This is a genomic window from Acinetobacter sp. BWR-L5 (genome assembly GCF_039655985.1).
In the GTDB taxonomy this organism is placed as follows: Bacteria; Pseudomonadota; Gammaproteobacteria; order Pseudomonadales; family Moraxellaceae; genus Acinetobacter; species Acinetobacter johnsonii.
Window position 1 is genome coordinate 201,524 of record NZ_JAGFEV010000001.1, and the last position, 25,048, is coordinate 226,571.

Sequence of the window (25,048 nt, forward strand, 5' to 3'; positions counted from 1 at the left end):
TTACGTTTTAAAAAGTAAATACTTGTCATTCATTCCGTAGAAAAGTATTCATCTTGTTGAATTAAATAATCTTTATTTAATTCAATGAATTGCCTAATGGCGTATTAAGGGACATTGAGTCCAATGTCTTTAACTGGGTATTTCTTAAAAGTACTCATGTGGTAACGCACTAGATTCAAAGCACGTGGATAGCCCCACTCAAAACCATGATGGCTTGGAATTTGTTCTTTCGGATCGATATATAAGTTGTAGGCCCAAGGCGCAGGATTGGCAGCAGACATGACAGTGCTATCAATATTCTTGCGTGGTGATGTAGTTTCCATGACTCTGAAATGCACTTTAAACTCATTCCAACGTAATGCAGCGAACTGATTCCCTGAATAGAAAAATGAGGTTTCACGGTTTGATTCTCCATCATCTGCAAGCAAGAAACTCGTTTGATCAATACCATCGAAATAACGGTCTTTTGGGATTTGGTTGCTTTGTCCGCCCAATGCAACGGAAGTATTAAATAAGTCAAGAATGTCAAAAATACCGTCGCTGACACGACCTGCTTTAATCATACCCGGCCAGTATGCAATACCGGGTACACGGATTCTCCCTTCCCATGTCGTGCCTTTGCCACCTTTCCAAGGATGAAAGCCTGAATCTGGCCATACATCCTCATTAGCACCATTATCAGAAGTGAAGAACACCACTGTATTTTCAAGTTGCCCCGTATCTTTTAAAGTCTTCATCAGGCGACCAACGATGTCATCGACTTCAACTACACCATCTTTATAAGGGTATTTTGCAGGGCTTTTTCCTGCATATCCTGGTGCTGGATAATTGTCATTATGTACCCGTGAAAAAGAATGAACGAGATAGAAAGGTTCATTTTTCTTGCCTGCACGACGAATAAACCCATCAGAATAATCTGCAAACTTTTGATCCATCCGACTAATATCATCAATCGTTTTAATCGACTGCTCGACCTTTAATGGCCCACCTTTGACACCACTGGTAATTTCAGGCGGTTGAATTGAACGCATTGCTTCCAAACGCTCAGGGTCATGAATCAAATTTGGATATAAACGCTCATCCGTCATTTCACTTAAATTAGACACCACTTGTAAAAAGCCGAAATATTCGTCATAACCATTTTGTTGTGGATAAGCACCTTCGATTTCACCCAAATGCCATTTCCCGATCATGCCTGTGTGGTAACCCGCTTTTTGTAACAATCCAGCGGCAGTCACTTCACCATCCCATGGATTTGCTTTAAGTTTTTCTCCTGTCAGAATCGGTCGAACCAAACCTGTTCGAACTGGTAAACGTCCTGTCATCATGGCCGCACGTGAAGGTGTACTCAGCGGTTGTGCGTAGAAAGAAGTAAAGAGCAATCCCTCTCGAGCCAATTTGTCGATATTTGGCGTCGGTGCACCAACTGTTGTACCACCACCATTGGCACCAATATCCCCCCACCCCATATCATCTACAATGAAAATTAGAATATTTGGAGTACGACCTGTTTTTTGTTTATATGCATTCAGTTTTTTCTGGGCTGCTGCACTTTGCGCTGGATGAATGATCGCAGGCTCCATGTTTTCAGAAGTAACCACTGCCTTTAAAAATGGATCATCAGCAATCGTTTTACCTTTTTGATAACTTTGCTGAGGTGCAGCCTGTGTTGTAGCAAAAATCGCAGATAATAAAGTTGCCCCAATGGACAAACACAATTTAGACTTTTTGATATGCATGATATCCTCCTTGACCGTTTTTAGTTACAGGTATCCCTACCAGCTTTTGCTCGCATTTAAATTTTTATAAGTAATGTGTTATGTGTTAGGTGTTACAAATGATTCGAGAAATCTAGATTTTTATTGCTAGAAATCTCAGTAGACATACAAAATAAGCTTGATATGAAAAGAAATATGTTCTGTGTTTAATATGTTGGTTAATCATCTAGATCCTACATCCTTTTTTTGAGCACAACTCTTATGCATACCCTACATAAGAGCTATATGTTTGTTATCTTCGAATTCGGTTACTTGGTTCTATTCGTATTCGATTTCACATCGATATTTTTTAAATATGCTTTAGATTTTAAAGAAACCCACAATCATCCCTAATAGTGGGTTTCTTTAAAACATGACTTACGATTTTTCACTCCGAGCTGGAGTATTAAATCTGCTTCAGAAGATTAGCAGTCATAAAGCGTAGAACAACCATCCGAAAGAATGGTTCTAGAATGGTTTAGAAGAATAAATCATCAAATAGAAAGGTTTTTGGTGCGACCACAGCCTGTAGCAGCACCCTATACAGAATGTGTTTAAATTTATTGTTTAAATTTCCACCATATCGAAGTCAACTTTACAAACCCCACAATCAGGACAGGTCCAGTTTTCAGGAACATCTTGCCATGGCGTACCCGCAGCAATTCCCTCCTGTGGCCATCCGAGTTGCTCATCATAAATCCATCCACAAACCAAACATTGGTAGCGCTTCATGTTTAGTCCTCGTGTATAAGGGATGACTGACAAAACAATCCCGCAAACTTCTGCTGAATTTTCTGTTTGGCTTTAGGGTAAATATTCATTTTACTGAAATCACCGGCATAATGCTCCACCACCCGTTGATCCATCAATTTAAACCACCACTTTGGAATTAGTGCTGGTAGAATCATGGCCCCATAACCTGCTGGAAGCTGGGGTACGTCTTCATAGTTTCTCAGAGTTTGGAAACTTCGCGTTGGGTAAGCGTGATGGTCAGAGTGACGCTGCAACTGATACAAGAATAGATTCGTCACCAAGTTGTTATTGTTCCAACTATGTTCTGGCTGGGTGCGTGCATATTGGCCATTTTCAAGCTGCTCCCGCTTTAAACCGTAATGCTCAATATAATTTACGACTTCAAATAACGTAATACCGTACAAAGCTTGAGTGGCTTGGGTAACCGCAATATTTTTACCAAAACATTTTAACATCGCCGCATGATAAAGCCCTGACATCGCCCAGCCTTGCAACAACTCATTCTTGAGTGACCAGAATCCATGCCCTTGACGCTCTAAACGTCGAGTTTCGATTTCAACAGCCGACTTAAAACTCCCCACCACTGTTCTTGGCCAAAACTGCCAAAAAGACTCGCCCATTTGCGAAGAGGCAGGGTCCTCAGGTGTCGCCACACGGCGATGATGCCCATAAGGATGCTCAATCCGAAAATGATTATAAGCCGTCGGTGCCAATGCTAAATGCGACAACATTTGTTCTAATTTATTCGGTTTATGACTCAGCTCATGTGCAGTATTAATCGCGACACCATTCAATACGCCCAATAGTGTGCCAATAAGCACACGATCATGCGTTGGGGTGCTATCACGACTGGCGAGGTATAAAGCATAAAAATTGGCACTGTACTGCAGCGGAATAAACAACTTCACAATACGAGCATAGTAGGGATCGGCCTCTAAGGCTGCAATTGCGGCATCAGGTGGGTTTTCGCTGTCCTCACCTATGAATTTATCCAAAGCTGGCATGACCACGTGCATAAAAATCGGGCCTGTCGAGGCAAACACTGAACGTAGTTTTTGGGGGCCAAACTGATAGCCTGCCAAAGCACCCATAGCAATACACGGGTACGCCAAACCAAATAACCATAAATGCCGTTTTTTATCCTTAAACTGATGTTCACTGTGCTGGTGCTCAAGCAAGGTCAGTGCATTCATGCGGAACTCCTTTTTATTTTAGATAGAACGCTTGCTCATTATTGGTAAAATCAGTTGTTATTTTTATTCATTTTCGGACATTATATATTCAAAAAAGGACATCACTTTAAAAATATGAATCCTCACATTCCATCTATTCCATCCCGATATTATTTGCGTTTGCTGCCTTTATTGCTGGAACGTCAGATGGATTTAACTGAGCTTTTTCAGCTGTTAGGAACGGATTTGAGCAGCTATGTACAACAGGAGGATGCCAAGCTTTCGCTAGCACAAATTGAAACCTTGGTCAGCTATTTACTTAAATTTCCAGAAAACCGTGATTTGGCCTTTGAGCTCGGTCGCTCCTTAAAATTGAGCGCGCATCATTTAGTGGGTTATGCCTTACTCAGCTGTGAAAATGTCATGCAGGCCTTAGGCGTGATGTCGCAATATTTCAGCTTAATCATGCCGAACTTTCGACTAAAAGTGACTGAGTTAAGTAACGTCGTGGTTTTAGACATTCACCCGCTGCAAGCCATGAGCACGCTCACATTGAATTTTCATTTAGAAGCCATTGCAGTGGGTTTTTGCAGCAGTTTTGCTGAATTACTCAATCACCAAGTTAAACCCTATGACATTCATTTATCGGTGTTTCAACCAACTTATGTACAAGCTTTACAGCAACTCAAGCCCGCTCAATTTCACTTTGGTACACTCATTCGTCCTAGCATTAAAATCTTTATTCAAGCGGATAATTTAGACACGAAACTCCCCAAAGCAGATGCATTTTCATTGAACATTTTGGAACAACAGTGCCGCGAACAACTGAAACAAATCAGTTTAGATGGAGAGATTATTGACTGGATCAGCATGATGCTCCGCGAAGCATCTCCTCCGCCAAGTTTTGAAGACTGTGCTCAAATGTTGAATGTCTCAAGTAAAACCCTGCAGCGCTACTTAAAAAAGCGGGATGCCAATTTTAATACCATTCGTAAGCAGGTCATTTTAAGCCGTGCTGAGCATATGCTGATGCACACCAACAAAAACATCACCGAAATTAGTTTTGAGCTGGGCTACTCCACGGCAGCGAATTTTTGTAGGACATTTAAAGCTGAATTAGGTACCACACCACAGATGTATCGGCTAAATTCCACGCCGAAGATAAGCTGACCTTTGTAGTTTCAATAAAAGACACTTTAATAAGAGTTCATACCAAATAAAACAATGATTATCCTGCCAAAATAAATGTCACAATGCCTACTGGTTTTTATTTCAATATCAATAGTTATTTGATATATAACTGTATAATAAAACAGATTTTAAATTTATTTTTTGGGGCAAGGATGCGCGAAACTGATCACGAAATTATTCAACTTTTTAAACAACACGTTCACCCGCTTTCAAGCAAACTCACCGAAATGTTAAATGAACATTTCTCCCACCAAACAGAACGTCGTGGTTGCGGCTATACGCAGGCGACACGTGTTTTAGCGGACTATATTAACAGCACCAGACTCAGCCAAGATTTTGCCGACTTAAAACTGTTTGACCAATACGAAACCAAGACCTTAAAAGTATTGCTTGAGCAATCGCAGTACATGATTTCTGATTGGCATAATTTAGATTTGAATGAGCAAATTCAACCGCTGCTCGCAACCGAAAACAGCTCTGAATTTGCTCAGCAAGTGCAACGTCAGCGGCAGTTACAACAACAATTACGCAGTATCACCGCACAAGCGCAACTGGAAGAAACTCAAATTCTATGCCAACTGATTGCCGATATTATTCTCCCGCAAAACACGGCGAAAACAGGTTTGGTTGAGCTCAAAGCCTTGGCTGAAAAACCGAAAGTCGGTTCTTGCCCCATGGCTGAAAATTTCTTTCTTAAAATTGCCCATGGCCGCGTCTTAAGACAGGGCGAGCTCAATATATTTGTCGATGAACAACAGCAGCCCTTATTGCTGGAAAAACTCAATATGGGAGATGATCATTCCTGTATTAGCCTCAAACCGATCCTGATGAATGGGGTGTGTTTGCCTGCGGGTTCATTGTTCTCAGTCAACTATGATCGCACAGCCATTCAAAACAAAACTCAAAACCAGCAATATAAAGGCTATGTGATCCCCTATCCTGAGATCAACGGCTTTTGGTTTTTAAGACTCACGACTTTAGCTATTTCTCCTGAGAATCGCGCACGTGCTTTTACAACGCATTATCAGCAGCAAGTTGAAAATGGTTTATTTAGTCCGGGAACCACATGCCTACAACAATTGGTTGATGTCGCGACCGCGCAAATACGGAACTAAACGCATGCTACAGGTTTGCTACTCACCGGATTATTATGCTCAGACCCATACCAACAGTATGGAAAAACTGAGCGCTGTCGCCGATGCTTTAGATCCCCTCGGTATCGTACAGTTCCATCGCCCTGAAAAGCTCTCCATAGATATTTTAAAACAACTGCATGATCCAAAATATGTCGATGCTTTTGATACAGGTTTCCCTGAAAAGCTAGCCACTTTCCAAGGTTTTAAGCCTTGGAATACTCAACTGCGTGATGCGGTTTATCAGATTAATGCAGGGCAAGTTCTTGCAACAGAATTGGCATTCAAACATCAAATTTCGGCCAATATCGCACAAGGCTTTCATCATGCGGTTTACGAACACGGTGGGTCTTTTTGTACCTTTAACGGGCTGGCTTTGGTCGCGCAACAATTTCCAGATAAACGTATTTTCGTGCTGGACTGTGATCAGCATGGCGGTAATGGCACGGCAGAATTTACCCGCCGTTTTGATAACTTTTTTAATTATAGTATCTATGGGTTGGCTTTTGGCTGTCCGACCTACGAACGTTCAGAAACCTATCATGTACACAAACATCAAGGAAACTTCAGCCAATACATTTTAGCAATCCATCAAGCTTTTCAACGTGCCCTAGACTGGAACGCTGATTTAATTATCTTTCAGGCGGGAATGGACTGCCATCAAAATGATCCTTGCGGCTCATCATGGTTCAGCACAGAACTGATTGAAAAACGAGATGAAATTGTGTTTCGCTTGGCCAAAAAGCATCAACTGCCTTTGATGTTTGTTTTAGCTGGCGGTTATCAAGCACTACCAGAACTGGTCAAGCTTCATGTGGGAACGTTTCAAACTGCTTATCAAACTTACTATGCTGAATAAAAAATGCCAGCATATTGACATACACTGGCATGGATAGTTCGGCTATTTAATTAAGAAAAATCAAGCTCTTTCTCAAAACCTTTTAACTCATAACGCGCCATCGCTAAGTTAGACTTGGTACGGTCAAGTACCAAATATAAAAACAATGTTTCATTGCTATCAAGCGGACGAATCAAATGATATTGCTTACCCAAAGTAATCAAAATATCTTCAATGTTATCGTTTAATTGTAATGCTTTCGCAACCTTGCGCTTAGAACGTACAACTTCAGTATTACCTGCAGCTGCTAATTCTAAGTCCACACCACTCCCCTGAGTCGCGAGTGCTAAGCCACTGTCACTGTCGACCAGCGCAGCAGCAACAAAACCATCAATCCCTGTTAACGCATCTAAACTAACACGTGCCATCTTATTCTTACCTCTAGTTATAGGGTTACCCCAAAAAATTTAAAGACCTAGTTTCTTACGCAACTTTCCAATAAAACCGCGTAATTTATTCATTTGTCCTGTTTCTACTTGTTGTGTATCTACCTGATACTTCACTTCATTTTGATCAATAAACCGACCTAATTGCAGTAGAACAGCACATGCTACAAAATTCAATACCCTTTCATTACTTAAAGTTAAGGATTGTTTTACTTGATCAATTTGTGCGCCTTGTGAGAAGGACGTTGCCATCTTTAAAAAGTCACGACGTTGTAAATTTTTTTCAAACTGAGGCCATATTTCAAGTTTAAAGTTCTGATTCAAACTGATCTGCGGTAACTGAATCGCAGGTGAAGCATTCACCACTTTCCATAGCCAAACTCTTAAGTCATAAACGTCTTTATCTTTAATCGTATCTTGGACCAACTGCGCAGTTGCATACGTTTGGTTCAAGGTCTCATTAAACTGAATCTCTTTATTCGGCTCGACCCAAACACGTTCGGTCCGTGTATCGACCAAAGCGAGAAAACCATGGGCATCGAACAACTGAATATAGCCATTACGTGGTGTAAAAATTTCGCTAAAAACCTGTTCCGTGGTCATTACTGGGTTCAGCACTGTAGGCATAACAGATTGAATAGGCATAATGACTTCAAGCGTTGACTTCACAGGCGCGGTAAGTTCATGTTGTGATACTACCTTTCTAGATAACCAATCATGCAAATGCTCTATGTTTGAAAATGGATAGAACAATTGATCTCCGACAATGTGCCCTGCATTTTCAACCTTTTTGACCAGACGCAAATACACAATATTTTGAATAGTCAGCAACTTTTGAATGCCAGGTGAATTAAAAAAAACATCATTGACCAGCAATAAATCGATTTTTTGCTCAGCAAGATTGACCCATCTCACATTCAAATTTTCAGGTAAAGACAGTAAAATTTGTTCTTTTAGTTGCTCTAACGAGTTTAAACTTAAACCAAATACTGCAATATTTATTACGTTTTTCATGCCCAAACCCACAACAACCTCACCCTTCAAATCACTGCATCACGCCGATTGATATAATTAAAAATTAATAAATATAGAATTTCTTATGATGCAATGCTGAGCGGTGCATTGCTTAATCGCGCACTTAACTCTTTGTAGTAATACAGCATCTGCCCCATCAGAATATCTGTGTGCGTGACAGCCACCATGACCATAGGATGCAATGGATGGTTGACAGCCGTTAAAAAGACTTTGCCATTGTCCGCATCAAGAGTAATGGTTTGGCACCCCATCAATTGAATTTCTGTAATAAATGCATTTACCATAGCCAAGATAGAGCTGCTGACTGCTGCAATTTTTCCTGTATTGTCGATATTTTTCTTTGAGGCCAAAGCAAGCTCAAAACCATCCGATGAGCACAACATCACAAAGTCGATGCCTGTAACGGTATTTAAAAAATGTTGTAACTCGATGTGAGCAGATTCAATCAGTGCTTGCGAAATTTCACGTGAACTATTCATTTATTCTACCTATGCAACTGCAGATTCTGCTTGCATTTCTATTGTTGTAATTAGTGTTTCAATCATCAGTAAAACATCATCTTGTTCACGCGCATCAACGGCAAACAGCGGAAATTGTTTTTGATGGATCTGCATCCAATCACGGTAAATTTTGAGCTTATGTTCATCTTCTTGATCTAAATGTGTAATACCAACCACCACATTTGATCCATACTGCTCAAATGCTTTTAAATAAAACTCTAAATCTTTTAAACGATCTGCTTGGCTATGATCAATCAAGATCACGATTCCTATTGCACCCTTACAGACAATAGACCACATAAAATCAAAACGATCTTGGCCTGGAGTACCGTACAGGCCTATCTGCGTACCGTCATCAAGGCTAATTTCACCGTAATCAATACCCACAGTCGTCAAAAATTTATGATGTGCTTCGGTATCAGTGTTTACTGCTTCTGTCGTCACGACAGGAATATCAGACAATGCTTGAATGGCCGCAGATTTTCCTGCCCCCATGGTTCCTCCGAAAACAATTTTGTACTGCTGTAGTATCATCAAGAAGCCCCAAGAACAACAAAATGCCTAATAAGTCACATTATATTTAATTTTATTGACAAAAAACATCAAATTTTAAACCATTCAGTAAAACTCACTTACACATTCCCCTACTTTTTGTATACCTTTTAAGCTTTTTTATACACACGTATATCATTTAAATTAACTTAAGTATTTGTCTTTTCTTATTATTTAAATTAAATAATAAGAATCATACTCAGTTAAGTAGTGATTGGCTTTTTTTACCAGACAAAATTCAATCTATAACTCAGATCAAAAAATATATTTGAAATATTTTTTTCAATCAATAAAACAAGAAACTTCACGTTTTTCTTATACTTAGTCGATGGACTCTTCGCTTAATTTCTATATTTAAACAAAATCTCACACGTCGATTTTGATTCTTTATTTGGGCTTGAACTGTACTCTTTGGCTTATTCAAAGAAGGGATAAGTTTTTTTCTAGTGGTTTATTTTCATTACAGAATGAAACTGGTAAGGCTCATCAGAGCTGTAATCACGATGAACTTTGAAGAGGCTTCAGTTATTCGATGCATTTATCTCACTAACGTTCTCATCATAAAAAAATCCTCCAAAGTATTGGAGGATTTTCGGTACAGATGGAAAGCAAGCTTACACTTGCACACTCGCATGACGCTGTTGTCGTGACGCTGGCAAAAGTTCTTCGAACCTCTGCATCAGTTCAGAGTTTTCAGTCTGCCATTTCGGCTGTTTGTCTTTATCAATCAACAAGGCACGGACACCTTCAAGCATGTCACCCTGCTCAAACCAGATATCTTGTAAATCGCGCTCCAACTGCATGCACTGTTCTAACGATAGCCCACGCCCTACATGCTGAAGTTTTAGGCTGATTTTCTTGGCCAACAAAGAACGCTGTTGTAAGTTTGCTAAGATCTTTTCAGCCCAATCCATATAATCACTATCTAATGTATTGGCAAGGCTGTCTTCAATTTGGGCCAATTCAGAATGAGAAAAATGCTGGCGAATCGCATCTTCATACTGTTTTAATTCACTAGGCGCAGGTTCTTTTAAATAACGCGCAATGGTCTGCTCAATCGATTGTTGGGTTAATTGCGCGGCATGTCCCAGTTCTGTTTGTAACTGCTGTAACTGTTCACTCGGTACTAAATAATCAATTAAATCTAAGTGCAAAGCATCACTACTACTAATCTGTTCACCCGTAACAGCCATGTACACACCGATATCGTCTAAACGAGACAGAAAATGGGTTGCGCCCACATCGGGGAAAAAGCCAATCGCGGTTTCTGGCATGGCAAAACGTGATTTTTCACTGCTGACAATAATCTGGCAAGCTTGTGCCAAACCAAAACCACCACCCAAAACATAGCCATCTAAAAACACCAATACAGGTTTCGCATATTGGCGCAGGCTTTTCAGCATGTGATATTCATCGGCAAAATAGCGCTGATAATTGGCGGTTCCATTTTGATAGCTGTCATAGAGGAAACGAATATCTCCGCCTGCACAAAAGGCTTTCGGGCTATTCGAGTTAATCAAGACGGCTTGAACCTGATCGTCCTCGCGCCATTGTTCTAACTGCTGGCTAATGCCATGAATCATACTTAAGGACAGTGCATTCAGATGACTCGCGCGATCTAGCGTAATCACACCCAAATGTCCTTGGAGGCTGATCTGTAAATTATTTTCCATGCGCAGACTCCTTATTTATTGATTTTTAAATTGGGCTGGTCGCTTTTCCACAAAGGCTTTCATCCCTTCTTTCTGGTCAGCTGTGGCAAAGATGGAATGGAAAGTGCGACGCTCAAAGCGTAATCCTTCACTTAAACTCACTTCAAAAGCACGATTAATGCTTTCTTTAATCATCATGGTGGCAGTGAGGGATCGTTGCGCAATTTTTTCCGCAGCCTCTAAGGTATAGGCCAATAATTCTTCTTTCGGTAACACTCGCGCCACTAAACCACTTTGCTCGGCCTCAACCGCGCCCATTTGCCGTGCGGTTAAACACATTTCCATGGCTTTGGCTTTACCCAATGCCAACGTTAAACGCTGCGTTCCACCGATGCCAGGAATCACACCGAGTGTTACTTCAGGCAAACCAAATTTGGCATTGTCCGCGCAATAGATAAAATCGCACATCAATGCCAACTCACAACCGCCACCCAGTGCATAACCGCTTACCGCTGCGATCAACGGTTTACGACGCTGCGCAATTCGATCTGCTAAATGGAAAAAATCATCAAAATAGATATTCGGGAAATTCAGCTCTGCCATTTCTTTAATATCGGCACCCGCGGCAAAGGCTTTTTCCGAACCCGCCAATACCATACAGCCAATTTCAGCATCGCGTTCAAATTGGTCTAAGGCTTGGTTAATTTCAGCAATCAGTTGACTATTCAAGGCATTCAACGCTTTAGGACGGTTCAAGGTAATCAGCCCGACGCCTTTACGCTTTTCAACTAAAATCGTGTCCCACTGTAAATCTTCGATGAATGTTTTTTCCCACTGCATGTTGCGATCCTTCTTCTATAAACCAGTGCACATGTAACGTTAAAATCTCTCGATCACTGACAGGTGCAAGGGTCAGTTTTTTCGATATTGGCTTTATAAACTACGGGCAATCACTAAGCGTTGGATATCGCTGGTACCTTCGTAAATCTGACAAATTCGGGCATCACGATAAATCCGCTCTATCGGGAAATCTTTCAGATAGCCATAACCTCCAAAGATTTGTAAGGCATTTGAACAAACCCGCTCGGTCATTTCAGAGGCAAACAGCTTCGCCATCGAAGCTTCAGTCAAACACGGTTGACCCGCTTCTTTAAAACGCGCCGCCTGATGTACCAACTGACGTGCTGCGGCAATTTCTGTTGCCATACTGGCAAGTCGAAACGACACCGCTTGCTGCTCAAAAATGGGCTTCCCAAAAGCTACGCGCTCTTTGGCATAACGCGTCGCTTCCTCCAAAGCGGCACGCGCCAATCCAACAGCCTGCGCGGCAATACCAATGCGCCCACCTTCTAAATTCGACAAGGCAATTTTTAAGCCTTCGCCCTCTTTGCCCAACAACATACTTTTGTGCACACGCACATCAGTCAAGGCAATTTGGCAGGTGTCAGAGGCATGTAAACCCAATTTTTCTTCGACCCGAATCACTTCATAACCCGGCGTATTACGCGGGACTAAAAAGGCACTCATACCTTTTTTCCCTGCGCTAGGATCGGTCACGGCAAACACGATAATCACGCCTGCATTGTGCCCTGAAGTAATAAATTGCTTAGCACCATTGATGATGTAATGGTCACCATCTTTCACGGCGCGGGTTTTAATGGCTGCGGCATCGGAACCTGTGTGTGGTTCAGTCAGTGCAAAAGCGCCTATCATTTCCCCTTTGGCTAAAGGCACGAGGAATTGCTGCTTTTGCTCCTCAGTACCAAATTTCAAAATCGGCACGCAACCCACTGAATTATGTACACTCATAATGGCTGAAGTTGCACCATCCGCAGCCGCAATTTCTTCTAACGCCAGTACATAGGCCAAGTTGCCTGTTGCCGATCCACCCCATTCTTCAGACACCAACATGCCCATAAAACCCAATTGCCCCATTTGCTGTAAGGCTTGCGCAGGAAAAGTTCCCTGTCGATCCCACTCACTGGCATAGGGTTTAATTTGTTCTTGGGCAAAGCTTTTTGCCATGTCCTGAATCAGGACTTGTTCTTCAAAAAACATACCTTGTCGATCCCACTCACTGGTATTCGGTTTCATCTGCTCTTGGGCAAAACTTTTCGCCTTGTCCTGACTCAGGACGTGTTCCTCAGTGAATTGCATAAATCCTTTCCTTACAATCTCTTCAATTTAAACGGTAGCCGCAGTTTGTTGTTTAGCAATTTCCTGATTGCGCAGTAAAAAGCGTTGAATCTTCCCACTTGGTGTTTTTGGCAGTTCAGTCACAAACTCAATCAAACGCGGATAGGCATGGGCAGATAAGCGTTTTTTCACAAATTGGCTGAGTTCATGTTCAAGTTCTGCACTGGCTGTGCTTTCCCCCGATAAAATCACAAAGGCTTTAATCACTTCAGTACGTTCAGGGTCAGGCACGCCAATCACGGCAGCTTCAATCACCGCTACATGTTCCAACAACGCACTTTCCACATCAAATGGCCCCACACGATAACCTGACGTAGTAATCACATCATCACTGCGTCCGACAAAGCTCATGCTGCCATCAGTATGCATTTCAGCGGTGTCCCCAGTTAAATAATAATGTCCAATAAAGGGCGATTTTCGGCTTTCTTGATAACCACCAAACCACATCAGTGGCGATTGACTGATATCCACCGCGAGAATTCCTGGGGTATCTGCACCCAATTCATTGCCCTGTTCATCCAAAGCCACCACGCGATAACCGGGACTGGCAAAACCTGCCGAACCTGCACGTACTTCATGCGCCAATGCATGGTGATTACACACCACCATGCCCACTTCAGTTTGACCATAATGGTCAAAGATCGGAGCATCTAACACTTGCTTGAACCAGCGGAAAACTTCAGGATTCAATGGCTCACCTGCACTGCTGACGACACGGAATTTGCCACGGAGTTTCGCCATTTGTTTTTGATCCGCCGCCATCATCATGCGATAAGCGGTTGGCGCACCCGCCAAATTATTCACGCCATAGTCTTGGACAATTTGACATAAGCTATCTGCAGTAAATGCGCCTTCATAAAAAATGGTTGGATGACCCAATAAGAGCGGGCCAGTAATGCCGTAATACAATCCATACGCCCAACCCGGATCGGCAATATTCCAAAACGAATCTTCAGCTCTTAAACCAATCGCATCTTGCATATAAGCACCGAAAGCAATCAGTGCTTTGAGGGGCACTTGTAAGGGTTTAGCAGGGCCTGTCGTGCCTGATGTAAACATCAACAAGAATGGATCTTGGATGTTCATCATCTCCAATTCGCACTGATCAGATTGGCGATTGACCTCTGCCCAGAAACTATAATCTCCTTGATACAGCCCTGTACCTTTGGCTCCCGTGACCGTCACAATGGCAGGGCAACCGTCTACTTCATGCAATTTGTCGCGATTGCCGACATCCGTTACCACCAATTTGCTTTGTGCCAACTGTAAACGGTGCTCAATGGCTTTGGGACCAAATGCAGTAAACAAAGGTTGATAGACCGCACCAATTCGCCATGTGGCTAAAATGGTAATAATCAGCTCAGGCGTACGTGGCAATAAGCCCGACACGCGATCGCCTTTTCCAATCCCTTGTGATTTCATGAAATTGGCAAATTGGCTGGCACGTTGTTGTAACTCTCGAAAGGTATATTGCTCTTTACGACCATCTTTACCCTGCCAAAACAAAGCAATCTGCCCCGGCAAAGCATGCCGATCACAGCACTCATAACACGCATTCAGCGCATCGACTGAACCTGATAGAAACCGTTGCGCAGCCTGCTGTAAATCAAAGCTTTGCTGCGCTTGTTGATAATTTGAAGTCATCCTTTCACCTCAGTCACATTTTTTGTTATTCACGACAAGGGTTTTTATAGAGCGCATTCATTGCGCTCCTGTGTTTCTTTTGTATTAACTCTCTCGGGGTAAGTATTGCTGGATAATGCTGGAAAAATCTAAATGCGCATTGCCTTGCAAACACAGTTGTTGATAAAGCTGCTGTGCCAAACCACCGAGTAATACAGGTTGCTTGACTTGGCCTGCCGCTTCAATGGCCAAACCTAAATCTTTGAGCATGAGTTGCGAAGCAAAACCGTCGGTATAACCACGACCTGCGGGGGCATTCGGGCTAATGTCTGGCCAAGGATTACAGATTTCAGAACTCCAGCAACGACCACTTGAACTATTGATCACGCCTGCCAGTGCATGGGTATCAATGCCCAGTCGACTGCCCAGTGCCATGCCTTCTGCCACCGCTGCCATCGAAATGCCCAGAATCATATTATTGCAAATTTTAGCAATTTGCCCTGCACCGACCGCACCACAATGCACGGTGTTTTTCCCCATCAAACCAAGAATGGGCTTCACTTGCTCATAAGTCGCATCATCGGCACCGACCATAAAAGTCAAGGTACCTGCTTTGGCACCAATAGTGCCCCCAGAAACAGGTGCATCGCAGACCTGAATCTGATGCTTTAAGCCTTCAGCCGCCACATCTTTAATGGTTTGCGGATCAATGGTACTGGAATCGATACATAAGCTGCCTGCACGCATGACTGCCAAAATCCCAGTTTCCCCCAAATACACTTCACGTACATGCTTGGCTGCGGGTAACATGCTAATCACCACATCTGCTTGCTCAGCAGCCGCCTGCGGGCTGTCACAGACAATCCCGCCACTTTCGGCAAACTGCTGCAAGGCTTTTTCACTCAGGTCATAACCCAGAACCATTTGCCCCGCTTTGAGCAGGTTCTGCGCCATCGAACCGCCCATATTGCCTAAACCAATGAAAGCTATCTTCATCTCGCTACTCCTTAGCGTAAACTGATAGTGGTATTCACGTCTCCAGCCTCTTGGCTGTCTTCAAACCAACGGCTGGTGATGGTTTTGGTTTGGGTATAGAACTGTACCGCCTGTTTGCCATAAGGCCCCAGATCACCCAGTTTCGAGCCACGTGAACCAGTGAAACTGAAGAATGGTACAGGTACAGGAATTGGAATATTGATGCCGACTTGACCGATATCAATACGGTTTTGGAAGGTGCGTGCCACGGCACCGCTTTGGGTAAATAAGCCTACGCCATTGCCAAACGGATTGGCATTGACCAGTTCAATTGCCTGCTCCAAAGTATCGACACAGATAATCGCCAATACGGGACCAAAGATTTCTTCTTTATAAATGCGCATATCGGTTGTGACTTGATTGAAAATGGTCGCGCCAACAAAGTTGCCATTTTCATAGCCTTTAACCTGAATCTCACGGCCATCCAGCAGCAGTTCAGCACCTTGTTCTACACCACTGTTAATCAGATCAATCACACGGGCTTTGGCACGCGGTGAAATCACAGGGCCAATGTCCGTATTCGGCTCATGTCCTGCATTCACACTCAAGGTCTTCGCTTTTGCAACCAACTCATTGATCCAATGTTTACTGTCACCGACCATGACTGCAACTGAAAGCGCCATACAACGTTGCCCTGCTGCACCAAAGGCTGCACCGACCATGGCATTTAAGGTTTGTTCTTTATTGGCATCGGGCATCACGACCACATGGTTTTTCGCGCCCATCATCGATTGCACACGCTTGCCATGTTGACCCGCCAAGTTATAGACATGCGTACCAACCGCAGTTGAGCCCACAAAAGAAATGGCTTTGATGTCTTGATGCGTACACAGGGCATCGACCACCTCTTTGCCACCATGCACCACATTCAGTACGCCTGCGGGAATACCGGCTTCGATTGCCAACTCGACCAACATCATGGTGGAGAGCGGATCTTGTTCAGATGGCTTCAAAACAAAGGTATTGCCGCAGACGATTGCCATGGGGAACATCCACAAAGGAATCATCGCAGGAAAATTAAACGGGGTAATCCCCGCACAGACACCTAAAGGTTGTTGCAAGGTATAAGTATCTACGCCACGTGCCACCCCTTCGGTATATTCGCCCATTTGCAAGGTGCCAATTGAACATGCATGTTCCACCACTTCCAAACCACGCTGAATATCACCTTCCGCATCCGCCAAGGTTTTGCCTTGTTCGGCTGTAAGTACCTGTGCAATTTTCTTGGCATTGTCACGAATCAGTTGCTGTAGTTTCAGCATAATGCGCATACGCGCTTGAATCGGGGTTTCTCGCCAGCTGGCAAAAGCGGATTTTGCTGAAGCAATCGCGGCTTGTATTTCCTCAGGTGTTGCAAAAGGGACTAAACCAATCACTTCTTGGGTTGCTGGGTTGATAATGTCTTGCCATTGTTGAGTTTTAGACTCGACAAACTCACCGTTAATCAAAAGTTTAGCTGTAGTAATTTGGATTTTAGAAACCGTATTCATAACCTCTCCATAGGCATTCATTTTTATTGTGTCACTGTTGAAACATACGACTTAAACCGTATTTTCAATTTCTGCTTTTCAACTCAGACTAGCAAAGAAAACTTTGACCACCAATGCAGATTGGTGCACGATGGTTGTGCAATTTTGCACAGGATGTGGAAAATAAAAAATGAAAGTAGATTGGGATCATCTGCAGTTTTTTTTGGTCTTGGCACGCGCTAAAACCCTGACCAATGCAGCACGGATTATTGGAGTCGAACACAGTACTGTGGCAAGGCGGGTACAGTCTTTAGAAATCGCTTTAGGTACGCCGCTGTTTAAACGTGAAGCCACAGGCTATGAACTCACCGTCGATGGCATGGCACTAGTGCCGCGCGTAGAGCAAATGGAACAGGCCTTTTTGCAAATTCAGAAACCGCAACAGCCACTTGAAGGACGAGTGCGCATTGGCGCACCTGAGGGTTTCGGCACAGCGTTTTTAACCCAGTTATTGGCCGAACTGTCATTGCAATTTCCACTACTCACGATCGACCTGATTCCTGTACCGAAGATGATGAAGCTGTCGCATCGTGAAGCGGATATTGTGATTTCAATTGACCGTCCAAAATCAGGTCCCTACATCATTACCCGACTGACCGATTACTGTTTAAAAATTTATGGAAGCAAGTGCTATCTGGCACAGCATCCGCCTGTTCAGCGGATGGAAGATTTAGCGACCCATCGCTTTGTCAATTATATTGATGATCTGATTTATAGTTCGGAGCTGTATTGCTTAGAACGGCTACCCATTCCTCTGACCGCAAATTTTCGCAGTAGCAGTATTTTGGCCCAACAAATCGCAGTCAATGCAGGAGCTGGATTGGCCATTTTGCCGCAATTTCTAGCCCATGACCAACCCGACTTAGAACAAGTATTGCCCGAGCAGGTACGCTTCACGCATACCTTTTGGATGCTGACGTTTGTTGATTTACAACACGAGCCACGGATTAAATTGGTCTGGGATTATTTGCGGAAACAAGCCGACTTAAAACAAAGCATGCTGATGGATTAAATCATCCACAGCAGGTTCTTATTTATATTCCCCCGTCGCAATACGTCGAGCCAGTTGTTCCAAACGATCGACTTTTTGTCGTTGTGGTAAAACATGGCAGACCATCTCGGCGGTATAATCCACAGCAGTATTGGGAATCAGCGGTCGAGTCTGACTTGTTACATAGTCTTGACTACTGAGTAACGAGCCATTTTTTTTAAAATTGGCAGATGAACGAATGCTATAGACTTCATTGTCACAGCCAACTCTGTATAGCGCGAGTGAGTAATCCCCTAACTCCAAGCCGTCTTTTTCTTTGTCACTCTTAATGAGATATTTGACCCAATATTCAACTTCATTACGACTCATATCAAGCATTTTAACTCGATCAAAATCGACATAAACATATTGTGAACGATCATAATTGGCATTCACAAACGTCCATTCGGCAAACGCAGATCCTCCCCACAATACACAAAGAAAACCCAATAAAATACGACTTAACACATCACTATCCCCCAAGATAGACGGGCAAGATTATAGCAACTCCCTTATATAAAGCACATGAAAAATCAAACTAACATACTGAAATATATCCATTTAAATAGCTATAAATTAGAAAGTTTCAGCACATATTTCTCTACTTAGTTATAACTGGTTATCACTCTAGATAGACTATGTGGTTTGTTTTGCATACGGCGAATAGCCTATTTTGTTTACTAACACGCAGTGTAATCCTCTTGATATTTTCAAATAGCTACCATTATTGATTTTAGCGTGGTGATCTTGGAAGCCAAATTAAAGCCGTAGAAATATCAACAGCCCCAGACAGTCCATTTATTTTAATAACACTATGAATATATTTAGCTTTACAAAATAAATAACAAAAAATAAAGCCATGCATGTGCATGGCTTTACTTGAAGGGATTGAACTAACCTGTTTTATAGCTTTAAGCTGGAATTTGTTGCGTAATACAGTGAATATTACCACCGCCCAACAAAATTTCACGCGCTGGTACACCTGTAATTAAATAGTCAGGGTACATTTGCTGAAACAATTGCTGTGCTTGTTGATCCGTGCTTTCATCGAATAATGGGAAAATGATCTGCTGGTTACTAATCAGGTAATTCACATACGAACCTGCCAAGCGATTGCCTTCAACACGCTCAATCGCATTGCCTTTTTGCACATCGTTGGTTTCATTTTCACGCGCATACAGTGGGCCTGGTGCTGGCAGTTTCCAGACTTTTAAACAACGACCTTGTGCATCCACTGTATTTTCCAAAACCTTCAATGCCGCCATAGAACGTGCATATTGAGGATCAGTTTCATCATCGGTCCAGTGCAATGCCACTTCACCCGGGCGAACGAAACAGCACATATTATCTACATGCCCATCTGTTTCATCGTTATAGACCCCATCTGGTAACCAAATGAAAGTCGTGACGCCTAAACACTCTTGTAAAATTTCTTCAATGTCGTCTTGTGTTAAATCTGGATTACGATTTGGGTTGAGCAAGCATTCTGCCGTGGTTAAGAGTGTACCTTCACCATCCACATGGATGGAGCCACCCTCTAGCACTAAAGGTGTAGAAAAACTTTCCAGCTCATGCATCGCAGAAATTTGCTTGGCAATGAGCTGGTCTTGATCCCATGGGAAATACAAGCCGCCATCTTCTCCGCCCCAAGCATTGAATACCCAGTCAATACCTAGACGTTCACCATGTGCATTTTTAACAATCGAAGGTCCAGTATCACGCGTCCATGCATCGTCACTTTCCATTTCGTATAAGGTCACTTCGGCTGGCATGGTTTGGCGTGCTTTTTCCATTTCTGCAACAGGAACCGCCATAAATACAGGTGTTTTTTTCAAAATTGCTGCTGCAACTTGTGCAAATGCTTGCTGTGCAGGCTGTGCATTATTATGCCAGTTATCGGTACGGTACGGCCAAATCATCCAGACTGCTTCTTGCGCTGCCCATTCACCCGGCATACTAAAACCCTGTTGTTTTGGGGTTTTGATTGTTTTTTGCTTTTCGACTACAAGTTCCATTTTAAACTCTCTTGAATTTTAACATTTCCAAATTTTTGCTTTAGTGAATTAAAGTCGTTCACTCACACTGTTTTAAGCTTCCTCAATTGGCGTTCCCAAAGAGATTGGCTGCTTTTTAATTTTCTTATACACCACTAAGCCAATGCCTACGCATAACCAAACCCCACCAAATTCGAGGGCTGATTTTTCCAAGTTGATCCATAAACCTAACAATGAAAATACAGATGCCAAAGGTAAAAATAGGTTCATAAACAGATTTTTAAAGCCTGATCGCGCTTTAGCAATTACAAAGAATTTCATAAAGACCGAGAAATTCACCATGGTAAAGGCAATTAAGGCACCAAAACTGACAAAACTCACTACCGTTGCAAGGTCGACATAAATTGCCAATAACGAAATTAAACCGACAAAGAAGATTGAATAAAGTGGCGTACCCAGTTTTGTGCTGACCGATCCAAACACTCTTTTATTGAATACTCCATCACGCCCCATAATGTACATTAAGCGTGAAGCGCTGGCATGGGTTGCTAAACCTGAAGCGAAGGCATTCATAATTTGCACGCTTAATAATGCCGTTTGAAATGCTGCACCACCCACAATCAAGGCAATTTCAGGCAAAGCTTCGTCAGGGTTGTTAAATTGAGCCAAAGTTGGGAATTGCAATGTGACAAACCACGACACCGTAATAAAAATTGCACCCCCCAATAATGTGGTCCAAATAATTGCCTTTGGAATGGTTTTAGTTGGATTTTTCGTTTCATGTGCGAGTGTCGAAACTGCATCAAAACCTAAATACGAAAAACACACCAATGACACTCCCGCAACCAGTGTACCCAGTTCTGGCTGACCACTAAACATTGGTTTCATGGTTACAACGTGGCTATAACCTTGTGAACTTCCAATTCCTGTCACCACCAGATAGATAAATACCAGCATCATGATCAAAGTCGCAATCACAAAAACAAAGCTGAAATTGGCAAGAATATTAATGCGAAAGCTATTAATCAGGGTAACCAGCCCAACCATGATCAGCACCCAAGCGGTATAGGACACATCAGGGAACAGTGAATTTAAATAAAAACCAGCCAACAACGCATTAATCAGCGGCAACAGCATGTAATCTAATAACGAACACCACCCCACAAAAAAGCCCATGGTTTTGCCACAAGTTTCACTAGTGTAGGTATAAGCAGAACCTTCCTTGGGTGAGAGTCGACTAAAACGTGCATAACTTACTGCGGTTAGCAACATGGCAACCAATGCCAATAAATAGGCTAACGGAACTTGACCATTGGTAACTCTAGAAATAATACCAAATGTATCAAATACCGTCGCTGGTGCCATATAGGCAACCCCAATGACAACCACTTGCCAAAGGGAGAGACTCCTGTGTTTATTCTCGCCTTCCATGCTTTTACTCCTGTAGCAATGCAAGCACTTTCTTCCGTGCATTAGTTGTTTCAACTAACAACACCTATATTGAGAAGGACATCCTTTTCCTTCCCAATACTCCGTAAAACTACATTTAAATTGTTATCACATTTTCTTCTAAATAACTTTGCATGCCAGACTCACCCAACTCACGACCAGTTCCACTCTTTTTAAAGCCACCCCACAAAGAACTCGGATGAATCATTTGGAAAGAGTTAATCCAGATATGTCCAGCACGCAGCCGCTTAGCAAGTGATTTACCATGATCGACTGAGCCCGTCATAATGGTTGCAGCCAAACCAAACTCCGAATCATTTGCCACTTGAACGGCTTCATCTTCTGTTTTAAAAGTACGGCAGCACATGACTGGACCAAAAATTTCTTCTTTCCACAGACGGCTATCCGTCGGAACATTGATATAAATTTGCGGACGAATATAGAACCCTTGTGCAGGACATTGAATATTTTCCGCATCAATCAATGCGGTCAGTTGTTCTTGCTCTGCAATGGCTAAATATTCATGCACTTTTTTGAATTGTTTGTGCGTGGTCATTGGACCCATGCTGAACTGACCATCGGCTTCTTGACCCAATAAAATAGATTCAGTGGCTTGTTTCAGTTTTTGATAAAACTGATCTGCTATTGATTCATGCACCAACACACGCGACATGGCAGAACACATTTGACCCGCGTTATAGAACATACCACCAACGGCTTTTTCCACAGCATCATCAAGATCAGCATCATCTAATACTAAAAATGCAGATTTCCCGCCCAGCTCTAAGGTCACACGTTTCACTGAACTTGCTGCAGCTTGCATGACTTGAATGCCAATTTCGGTACTCCCGGTGAAAGAGACTTTTTGTACTTCTGGATGGCGTACCAAATGTTCAGCCGCAACTGCATCCCCCAAGACCAAATTAAATACGCCTTGTGGGAAATCAATTTGATTCAGCAGTTTGATGAATTCGAGTTCTGGTAAGGGCACCAGTTCAGAAGGTTTAAATACCAAGGTACAGCCTGCTGCTAAAGCGGGCGCGATTTTCCATGCACTGGTAATTAAAGGGAAATTCCATGGGGTAATTAATGCCACCACGCCTACTGGGTTTTGCTGATGGGTAAGTTCAGTACCGTGATCAGTCTGACTGGTTTTGCTGAAAGCAAATTTTTGCACTAAATCGGCATAGTAGCGGTAGCATTTAATGCTGTTATCGACATCGACTTTGGCTTGACTGATGGACTTGCCATTGTTGTGATGGGATAGTTCAACCAGTTTGTCTTTAGACTGTTCAATCGCATCTGCGATTTTATTCAGCCATGCTGCACGTTCTGCTGCACTGGTATTGCTCCAGCTTGCCAAAGCTTGGTTTGCTGCTTCAACCGCAGCATCTACATCATGGGGTGACGCTGCAATGAAATGCGCGAGTGCTTGTTCACTACGCGGATTGATCACCGCAATCTCGGTAGAGCCTGTCGTTGCAGCCCATTGTCCATTGATATAATTTTTCATCTTTTTACTCGCCTTTGTTTGTGTCCATCATTGGAGGCTTTATCCGTCTCTTTTGTGTCCACCACAGCAGGACCATTGTTCCATGTTGTCTTTCTTGACTTTTATCTTCTACGTTGCCCAAAGCTATTATTCAGGCAAACAACCGCTGAGCAACCTGCCCAAATGGGTCAGGTTGTCAGCTATTTAAGTGAAATTAAAACTTAGAGATGACCTTCAGCTTTTAATTCTGCAATCGTGTTTTGAATTGCCCCACGTAAAGTTCTAACCACAAAGTCAACTTGTTCACGCGTTAAAATTAACGGTGGAGACAACACGTTCATGTGCCCAACTGGACGGACAATCAAACCGAGTTTTTGGCAATGATTGGCAATACGTTTACCTACACCGACAGCACCATCAAACAATTCTTTGGTGTCTTTATTGCGCAAGTTTTCGATACACATCATGAACTTCTTGCCGCGTACCTGACCGACAATTTCCAAGTCAGCTAAGGTTTTTAACTGCTCTTCAAAATACACACCAACGTCTTGCACGTGTTCACAAATATTTTCACGCTCAATGATTTCAATGTTTTTCAGTGCTGCAACACAGCTCACAGGATGACCTGAATAGGTAAAGCCGTGTGTCAATAAGCCACCCTTGTGATGCGGTTTGCTGATCGCGTCATAAATTTCATCAGAAATAATGGTTGCACCCAAAGGTAAATAACCTGAAGACAAACCTTTGGCACAAGTGATGATGTCTGGAACAATGCCGAACACTTCTTCAGAAGCAAACATATGACCTAAACGACCAAATGCAGTCACAACTTCATCCGACACATACAACACGTTGTATTTCTTACACACTGCTAACGTTTTCGCGCGGTAACCTTCAGGCGGCACAATCACACCACCTGCACCCATAATTGGCTCAGCAAAGAATGCCGCAACATTGTCTGGACCTAATTCCAAGATTGTATCTTCCAATTCCTGTACTTTTTCATTACAGAAATCTTCCATCGACTGCGATTCAGGCTTACGGTACGGGTTTGGACATGAAACGTGATGCACCAATTGGTTGTGAATTTCAAAACCAATATGATCTGCTTCAATACCTGTCAGACTCATACTGATATAAGTACTGCCGTGATACGCATCTTTACGTGCGATCAATTTTTTCTTTGAAGGCTGACCAATTTGATGGAAATAATGGTGAATTAAACGGACTGCCGTGTCATTCGCCACTGAACCACCACAACCAAAGAACACATGGTTTAAACCTTTTGGTGCATGTTCAGCCAATTTTGCTGCCAATTTAGCCGCTGGCGCAGTGGTTTGATGACCAAATGGTGAGAAATATGGAAGTTCCATAATTTGTGCAGATACAGCATCAGCAATTTCTTGACGACCATATCCCACATTCACGCACCACAAACCACCAATACCATCGAGGTACTTATTGCCATGTGCATCATAAACAAAAACATTTTCACCTTTCGCCATAATTAAAGAACCTTCTTCTTTAAATGTGGTGAAATCTGTCCATGGATGAATCACATGATCTTTGTCTTTTTGCCAAATATCTTGAATATCTACAGCTACTGGTAATTTAGAGTTCATCTCTTATTCTTCCTTACACTACGCGGCACATTCATCCTGAATGGCTGCA

General features: G+C 42.7%; 22 protein-coding genes. 4 read left to right on the plus strand and 18 right to left on the minus strand.

The window, feature by feature from the left end; translation table 11 throughout:
- Positions 1-104 precede the first annotated feature (104 nt).
- The 3 genes from JZ787_RS01055 to JZ787_RS01065 all read right to left on the minus strand — a co-directional run bounded on the left by JZ787_RS01055 (position 105) and on the right by JZ787_RS01065 (position 3,703).
- Positions 105-1,739 (minus strand): arylsulfatase, encoded by a 1,635-nt coding sequence (locus JZ787_RS01055; protein WP_346311444.1) that lies wholly within the window; start codon positions 1,737-1,739, stop codon positions 105-107.
- 585 nt (positions 1,740-2,324) lie between these two features.
- The gene (locus tag JZ787_RS01060) at positions 2,325-2,489 is read right to left on the minus strand and encodes a rubredoxin (RefSeq protein WP_168159086.1); all 165 of its coding nucleotides are present in this window, start codon (positions 2,487-2,489) and stop codon (positions 2,325-2,327) included.
- A 2-nt stretch (positions 2,490-2,491) separates the two neighbouring features.
- Positions 2,492-3,703 carry an alkane 1-monooxygenase gene (locus tag JZ787_RS01065; protein ID WP_346311445.1) on the minus strand — a complete coding sequence of 404 codons (1,212 nt, stop codon included), beginning with the start codon at positions 3,701-3,703 and terminating at the stop codon, positions 2,492-2,494.
- Positions 3,704-3,817: 114 nt separating this feature from the next.
- Here JZ787_RS01065 and JZ787_RS01070 point away from each other — a divergent pair, with 114 nt between their 5' ends.
- The 3 genes from JZ787_RS01070 to JZ787_RS01080 all read left to right on the plus strand — a co-directional run bounded on the left by JZ787_RS01070 (position 3,818) and on the right by JZ787_RS01080 (position 6,865).
- A complete protein-coding gene (locus JZ787_RS01070) occupies positions 3,818-4,852 on the plus strand; it encodes a helix-turn-helix domain-containing protein (RefSeq protein WP_346311446.1) in 1,035 nt (344 codons plus the stop codon).
- A gap of 173 nt (positions 4,853-5,025) precedes the next feature.
- Positions 5,026-5,988: a hypothetical protein gene (locus JZ787_RS01075; protein WP_346311447.1), complete on the plus strand. Its 963-nt coding sequence runs from the start codon at positions 5,026-5,028 to the stop codon at positions 5,986-5,988.
- Positions 5,989-5,992: 4 nt separating this feature from the next.
- Positions 5,993-6,865: a histone deacetylase gene (locus tag JZ787_RS01080; RefSeq protein ID WP_346311448.1), complete on the plus strand. Its 873-nt coding sequence runs from the start codon at positions 5,993-5,995 to the stop codon at positions 6,863-6,865.
- Positions 6,866-6,915: 50 nt separating this feature from the next.
- On the opposite strand, the gene JZ787_RS01085 is transcribed toward JZ787_RS01080, so the two are convergent.
- From JZ787_RS01085 to JZ787_RS01130, 10 genes are all read right to left on the minus strand, one after another.
- Complete coding sequence (locus JZ787_RS01085) at positions 6,916-7,272, minus strand: hypothetical protein (protein ID WP_087526884.1); 357 nt, start codon at positions 7,270-7,272, stop codon at positions 6,916-6,918.
- 39 nt (positions 7,273-7,311) lie between these two features.
- The gene (locus JZ787_RS01090; protein WP_234951524.1) at positions 7,312-8,304 is read right to left on the minus strand and encodes a hypothetical protein; all 993 of its coding nucleotides are present in this window, start codon (positions 8,302-8,304) and stop codon (positions 7,312-7,314) included.
- Positions 8,305-8,387: 83 nt separating this feature from the next.
- Positions 8,388-8,804, minus strand: coding sequence for a roadblock/LC7 domain-containing protein (locus JZ787_RS01095; RefSeq protein WP_346311449.1), 417 nt, complete (start codon positions 8,802-8,804; stop codon positions 8,388-8,390).
- 9 nt (positions 8,805-8,813) lie between these two features.
- Positions 8,814-9,359, minus strand: coding sequence for an ATP/GTP-binding protein (locus tag JZ787_RS01100; protein ID WP_218287950.1), 546 nt, complete (start codon positions 9,357-9,359; stop codon positions 8,814-8,816).
- A gap of 632 nt (positions 9,360-9,991) precedes the next feature.
- Complete coding sequence (locus JZ787_RS01105; protein ID WP_346311680.1) at positions 9,992-11,056, minus strand: enoyl-CoA hydratase/isomerase family protein; 1,065 nt, start codon at positions 11,054-11,056, stop codon at positions 9,992-9,994.
- 9 nt (positions 11,057-11,065) lie between these two features.
- Positions 11,066-11,869 (minus strand): enoyl-CoA hydratase, encoded by an 804-nt coding sequence (locus JZ787_RS01110; protein WP_346311450.1) that lies wholly within the window; start codon positions 11,867-11,869, stop codon positions 11,066-11,068.
- A 93-nt stretch (positions 11,870-11,962) separates the two neighbouring features.
- The gene (locus JZ787_RS01115; protein ID WP_346311681.1) at positions 11,963-13,087 is read right to left on the minus strand and encodes an acyl-CoA dehydrogenase family protein; all 1,125 of its coding nucleotides are present in this window, start codon (positions 13,085-13,087) and stop codon (positions 11,963-11,965) included.
- 126 nt (positions 13,088-13,213) lie between these two features.
- Complete coding sequence (locus tag JZ787_RS01120) at positions 13,214-14,869, minus strand: AMP-binding protein (protein WP_346311451.1); 1,656 nt, start codon at positions 14,867-14,869, stop codon at positions 13,214-13,216.
- Between the two features lie 84 nt (positions 14,870-14,953).
- The gene (gene mmsB, locus JZ787_RS01125; protein WP_346311452.1) at positions 14,954-15,844 is read right to left on the minus strand and encodes a 3-hydroxyisobutyrate dehydrogenase; all 891 of its coding nucleotides are present in this window, start codon (positions 15,842-15,844) and stop codon (positions 14,954-14,956) included.
- Between the two features lie 11 nt (positions 15,845-15,855).
- On the minus strand, positions 15,856-17,373 hold the full coding sequence (locus JZ787_RS01130; protein ID WP_346311453.1) for a CoA-acylating methylmalonate-semialdehyde dehydrogenase: 1,518 nt from the start codon (positions 17,371-17,373) through the stop codon (positions 15,856-15,858).
- Positions 17,374-17,542: 169 nt separating this feature from the next.
- Here JZ787_RS01130 and JZ787_RS01135 point away from each other — a divergent pair, with 169 nt between their 5' ends.
- Entirely contained in the window at positions 17,543-18,424 is an 882-nt protein-coding gene (locus JZ787_RS01135) for a LysR family transcriptional regulator (protein ID WP_346311454.1), read from the plus strand.
- An 18-nt stretch (positions 18,425-18,442) separates the two neighbouring features.
- Here JZ787_RS01135 and JZ787_RS01140 read toward each other — a convergent pair whose 3' ends face one another.
- The 5 genes from JZ787_RS01140 to JZ787_RS01160 all read right to left on the minus strand — a co-directional run bounded on the left by JZ787_RS01140 (position 18,443) and on the right by JZ787_RS01160 (position 24,999).
- On the minus strand, positions 18,443-18,910 hold the full coding sequence (locus JZ787_RS01140) for a surface-adhesin E family protein (protein WP_168159097.1): 468 nt from the start codon (positions 18,908-18,910) through the stop codon (positions 18,443-18,445).
- Between the two features lie 443 nt (positions 18,911-19,353).
- Positions 19,354-20,457: an agmatine deiminase gene (aguA, locus tag JZ787_RS01145; RefSeq protein ID WP_346311455.1), complete on the minus strand. Its 1,104-nt coding sequence runs from the start codon at positions 20,455-20,457 to the stop codon at positions 19,354-19,356.
- 72 nt (positions 20,458-20,529) lie between these two features.
- Positions 20,530-21,867: an APC family permease gene (locus JZ787_RS01150; RefSeq protein ID WP_346311456.1), complete on the minus strand. Its 1,338-nt coding sequence runs from the start codon at positions 21,865-21,867 to the stop codon at positions 20,530-20,532.
- A gap of 115 nt (positions 21,868-21,982) precedes the next feature.
- Entirely contained in the window at positions 21,983-23,398 is a 1,416-nt protein-coding gene (locus JZ787_RS01155; RefSeq protein WP_346311457.1) for an aldehyde dehydrogenase family protein, read from the minus strand.
- Positions 23,399-23,598: 200 nt separating this feature from the next.
- Entirely contained in the window at positions 23,599-24,999 is a 1,401-nt protein-coding gene (locus JZ787_RS01160; protein ID WP_346311458.1) for an aminotransferase, read from the minus strand.
- Positions 25,000-25,048 lie beyond the last annotated feature (49 nt).

Excerpts from the sequence above, each read along its gene's own strand:
- JZ787_RS01055 (WP_346311444.1), bottom strand. The coding sequence starts at position 1,739 with ATGCATATCAAAAAGTCTAAATTGTGTTTGTCCATTGGGGCAACTTTA.
- JZ787_RS01060 (WP_168159086.1), bottom strand. The coding sequence starts at position 2,489 with ATGAAGCGCTACCAATGTTTGGTTTGTGGATGGATTTATGATGAGCAA.
- JZ787_RS01065 (WP_346311445.1), bottom strand. The coding sequence starts at position 3,703 with ATGAATGCACTGACCTTGCTTGAGCACCAGCACAGTGAACATCAGTTT.
- JZ787_RS01070 (WP_346311446.1), top strand. The coding sequence starts at position 3,818 with ATGAATCCTCACATTCCATCTATTCCATCCCGATATTATTTGCGTTTG.
- JZ787_RS01075 (WP_346311447.1), top strand. The coding sequence starts at position 5,026 with ATGCGCGAAACTGATCACGAAATTATTCAACTTTTTAAACAACACGTT.
- JZ787_RS01080 (WP_346311448.1), top strand. The coding sequence starts at position 5,993 with ATGCTACAGGTTTGCTACTCACCGGATTATTATGCTCAGACCCATACC.
- JZ787_RS01085 (WP_087526884.1), bottom strand. The coding sequence starts at position 7,272 with ATGGCACGTGTTAGTTTAGATGCGTTAACAGGGATTGATGGTTTTGTT.
- JZ787_RS01090 (WP_234951524.1), bottom strand. The coding sequence starts at position 8,304 with ATGAAAAACGTAATAAATATTGCAGTATTTGGTTTAAGTTTAAACTCG.
- JZ787_RS01095 (WP_346311449.1), bottom strand. The coding sequence starts at position 8,804 with ATGAATAGTTCACGTGAAATTTCGCAAGCACTGATTGAATCTGCTCAC.
- JZ787_RS01100 (WP_218287950.1), bottom strand. The coding sequence starts at position 9,359 with ATGATACTACAGCAGTACAAAATTGTTTTCGGAGGAACCATGGGGGCA.
- JZ787_RS01110 (WP_346311450.1), bottom strand. The coding sequence starts at position 11,869 with ATGCAGTGGGAAAAAACATTCATCGAAGATTTACAGTGGGACACGATT.
- JZ787_RS01115 (WP_346311681.1), bottom strand. The coding sequence starts at position 13,087 with ATGTTTTTTGAAGAACAAGTCCTGATTCAGGACATGGCAAAAAGCTTT.
- JZ787_RS01120 (WP_346311451.1), bottom strand. The coding sequence starts at position 14,869 with ATGACTTCAAATTATCAACAAGCGCAGCAAAGCTTTGATTTACAGCAG.
- mmsB (WP_346311452.1), bottom strand. The coding sequence starts at position 15,844 with ATGAAGATAGCTTTCATTGGTTTAGGCAATATGGGCGGTTCGATGGCG.
- JZ787_RS01130 (WP_346311453.1), bottom strand. The coding sequence starts at position 17,373 with ATGAATACGGTTTCTAAAATCCAAATTACTACAGCTAAACTTTTGATT.
- JZ787_RS01135 (WP_346311454.1), top strand. The coding sequence starts at position 17,543 with ATGAAAGTAGATTGGGATCATCTGCAGTTTTTTTTGGTCTTGGCACGC.
- aguA (WP_346311455.1), bottom strand. The coding sequence starts at position 20,457 with ATGGAACTTGTAGTCGAAAAGCAAAAAACAATCAAAACCCCAAAACAA.
- JZ787_RS01150 (WP_346311456.1), bottom strand. The coding sequence starts at position 21,867 with ATGGAAGGCGAGAATAAACACAGGAGTCTCTCCCTTTGGCAAGTGGTT.
- JZ787_RS01155 (WP_346311457.1), bottom strand. The coding sequence starts at position 23,398 with ATGAAAAATTATATCAATGGACAATGGGCTGCAACGACAGGCTCTACC.
- JZ787_RS01160 (WP_346311458.1), bottom strand. The coding sequence starts at position 24,999 with ATGAACTCTAAATTACCAGTAGCTGTAGATATTCAAGATATTTGGCAA.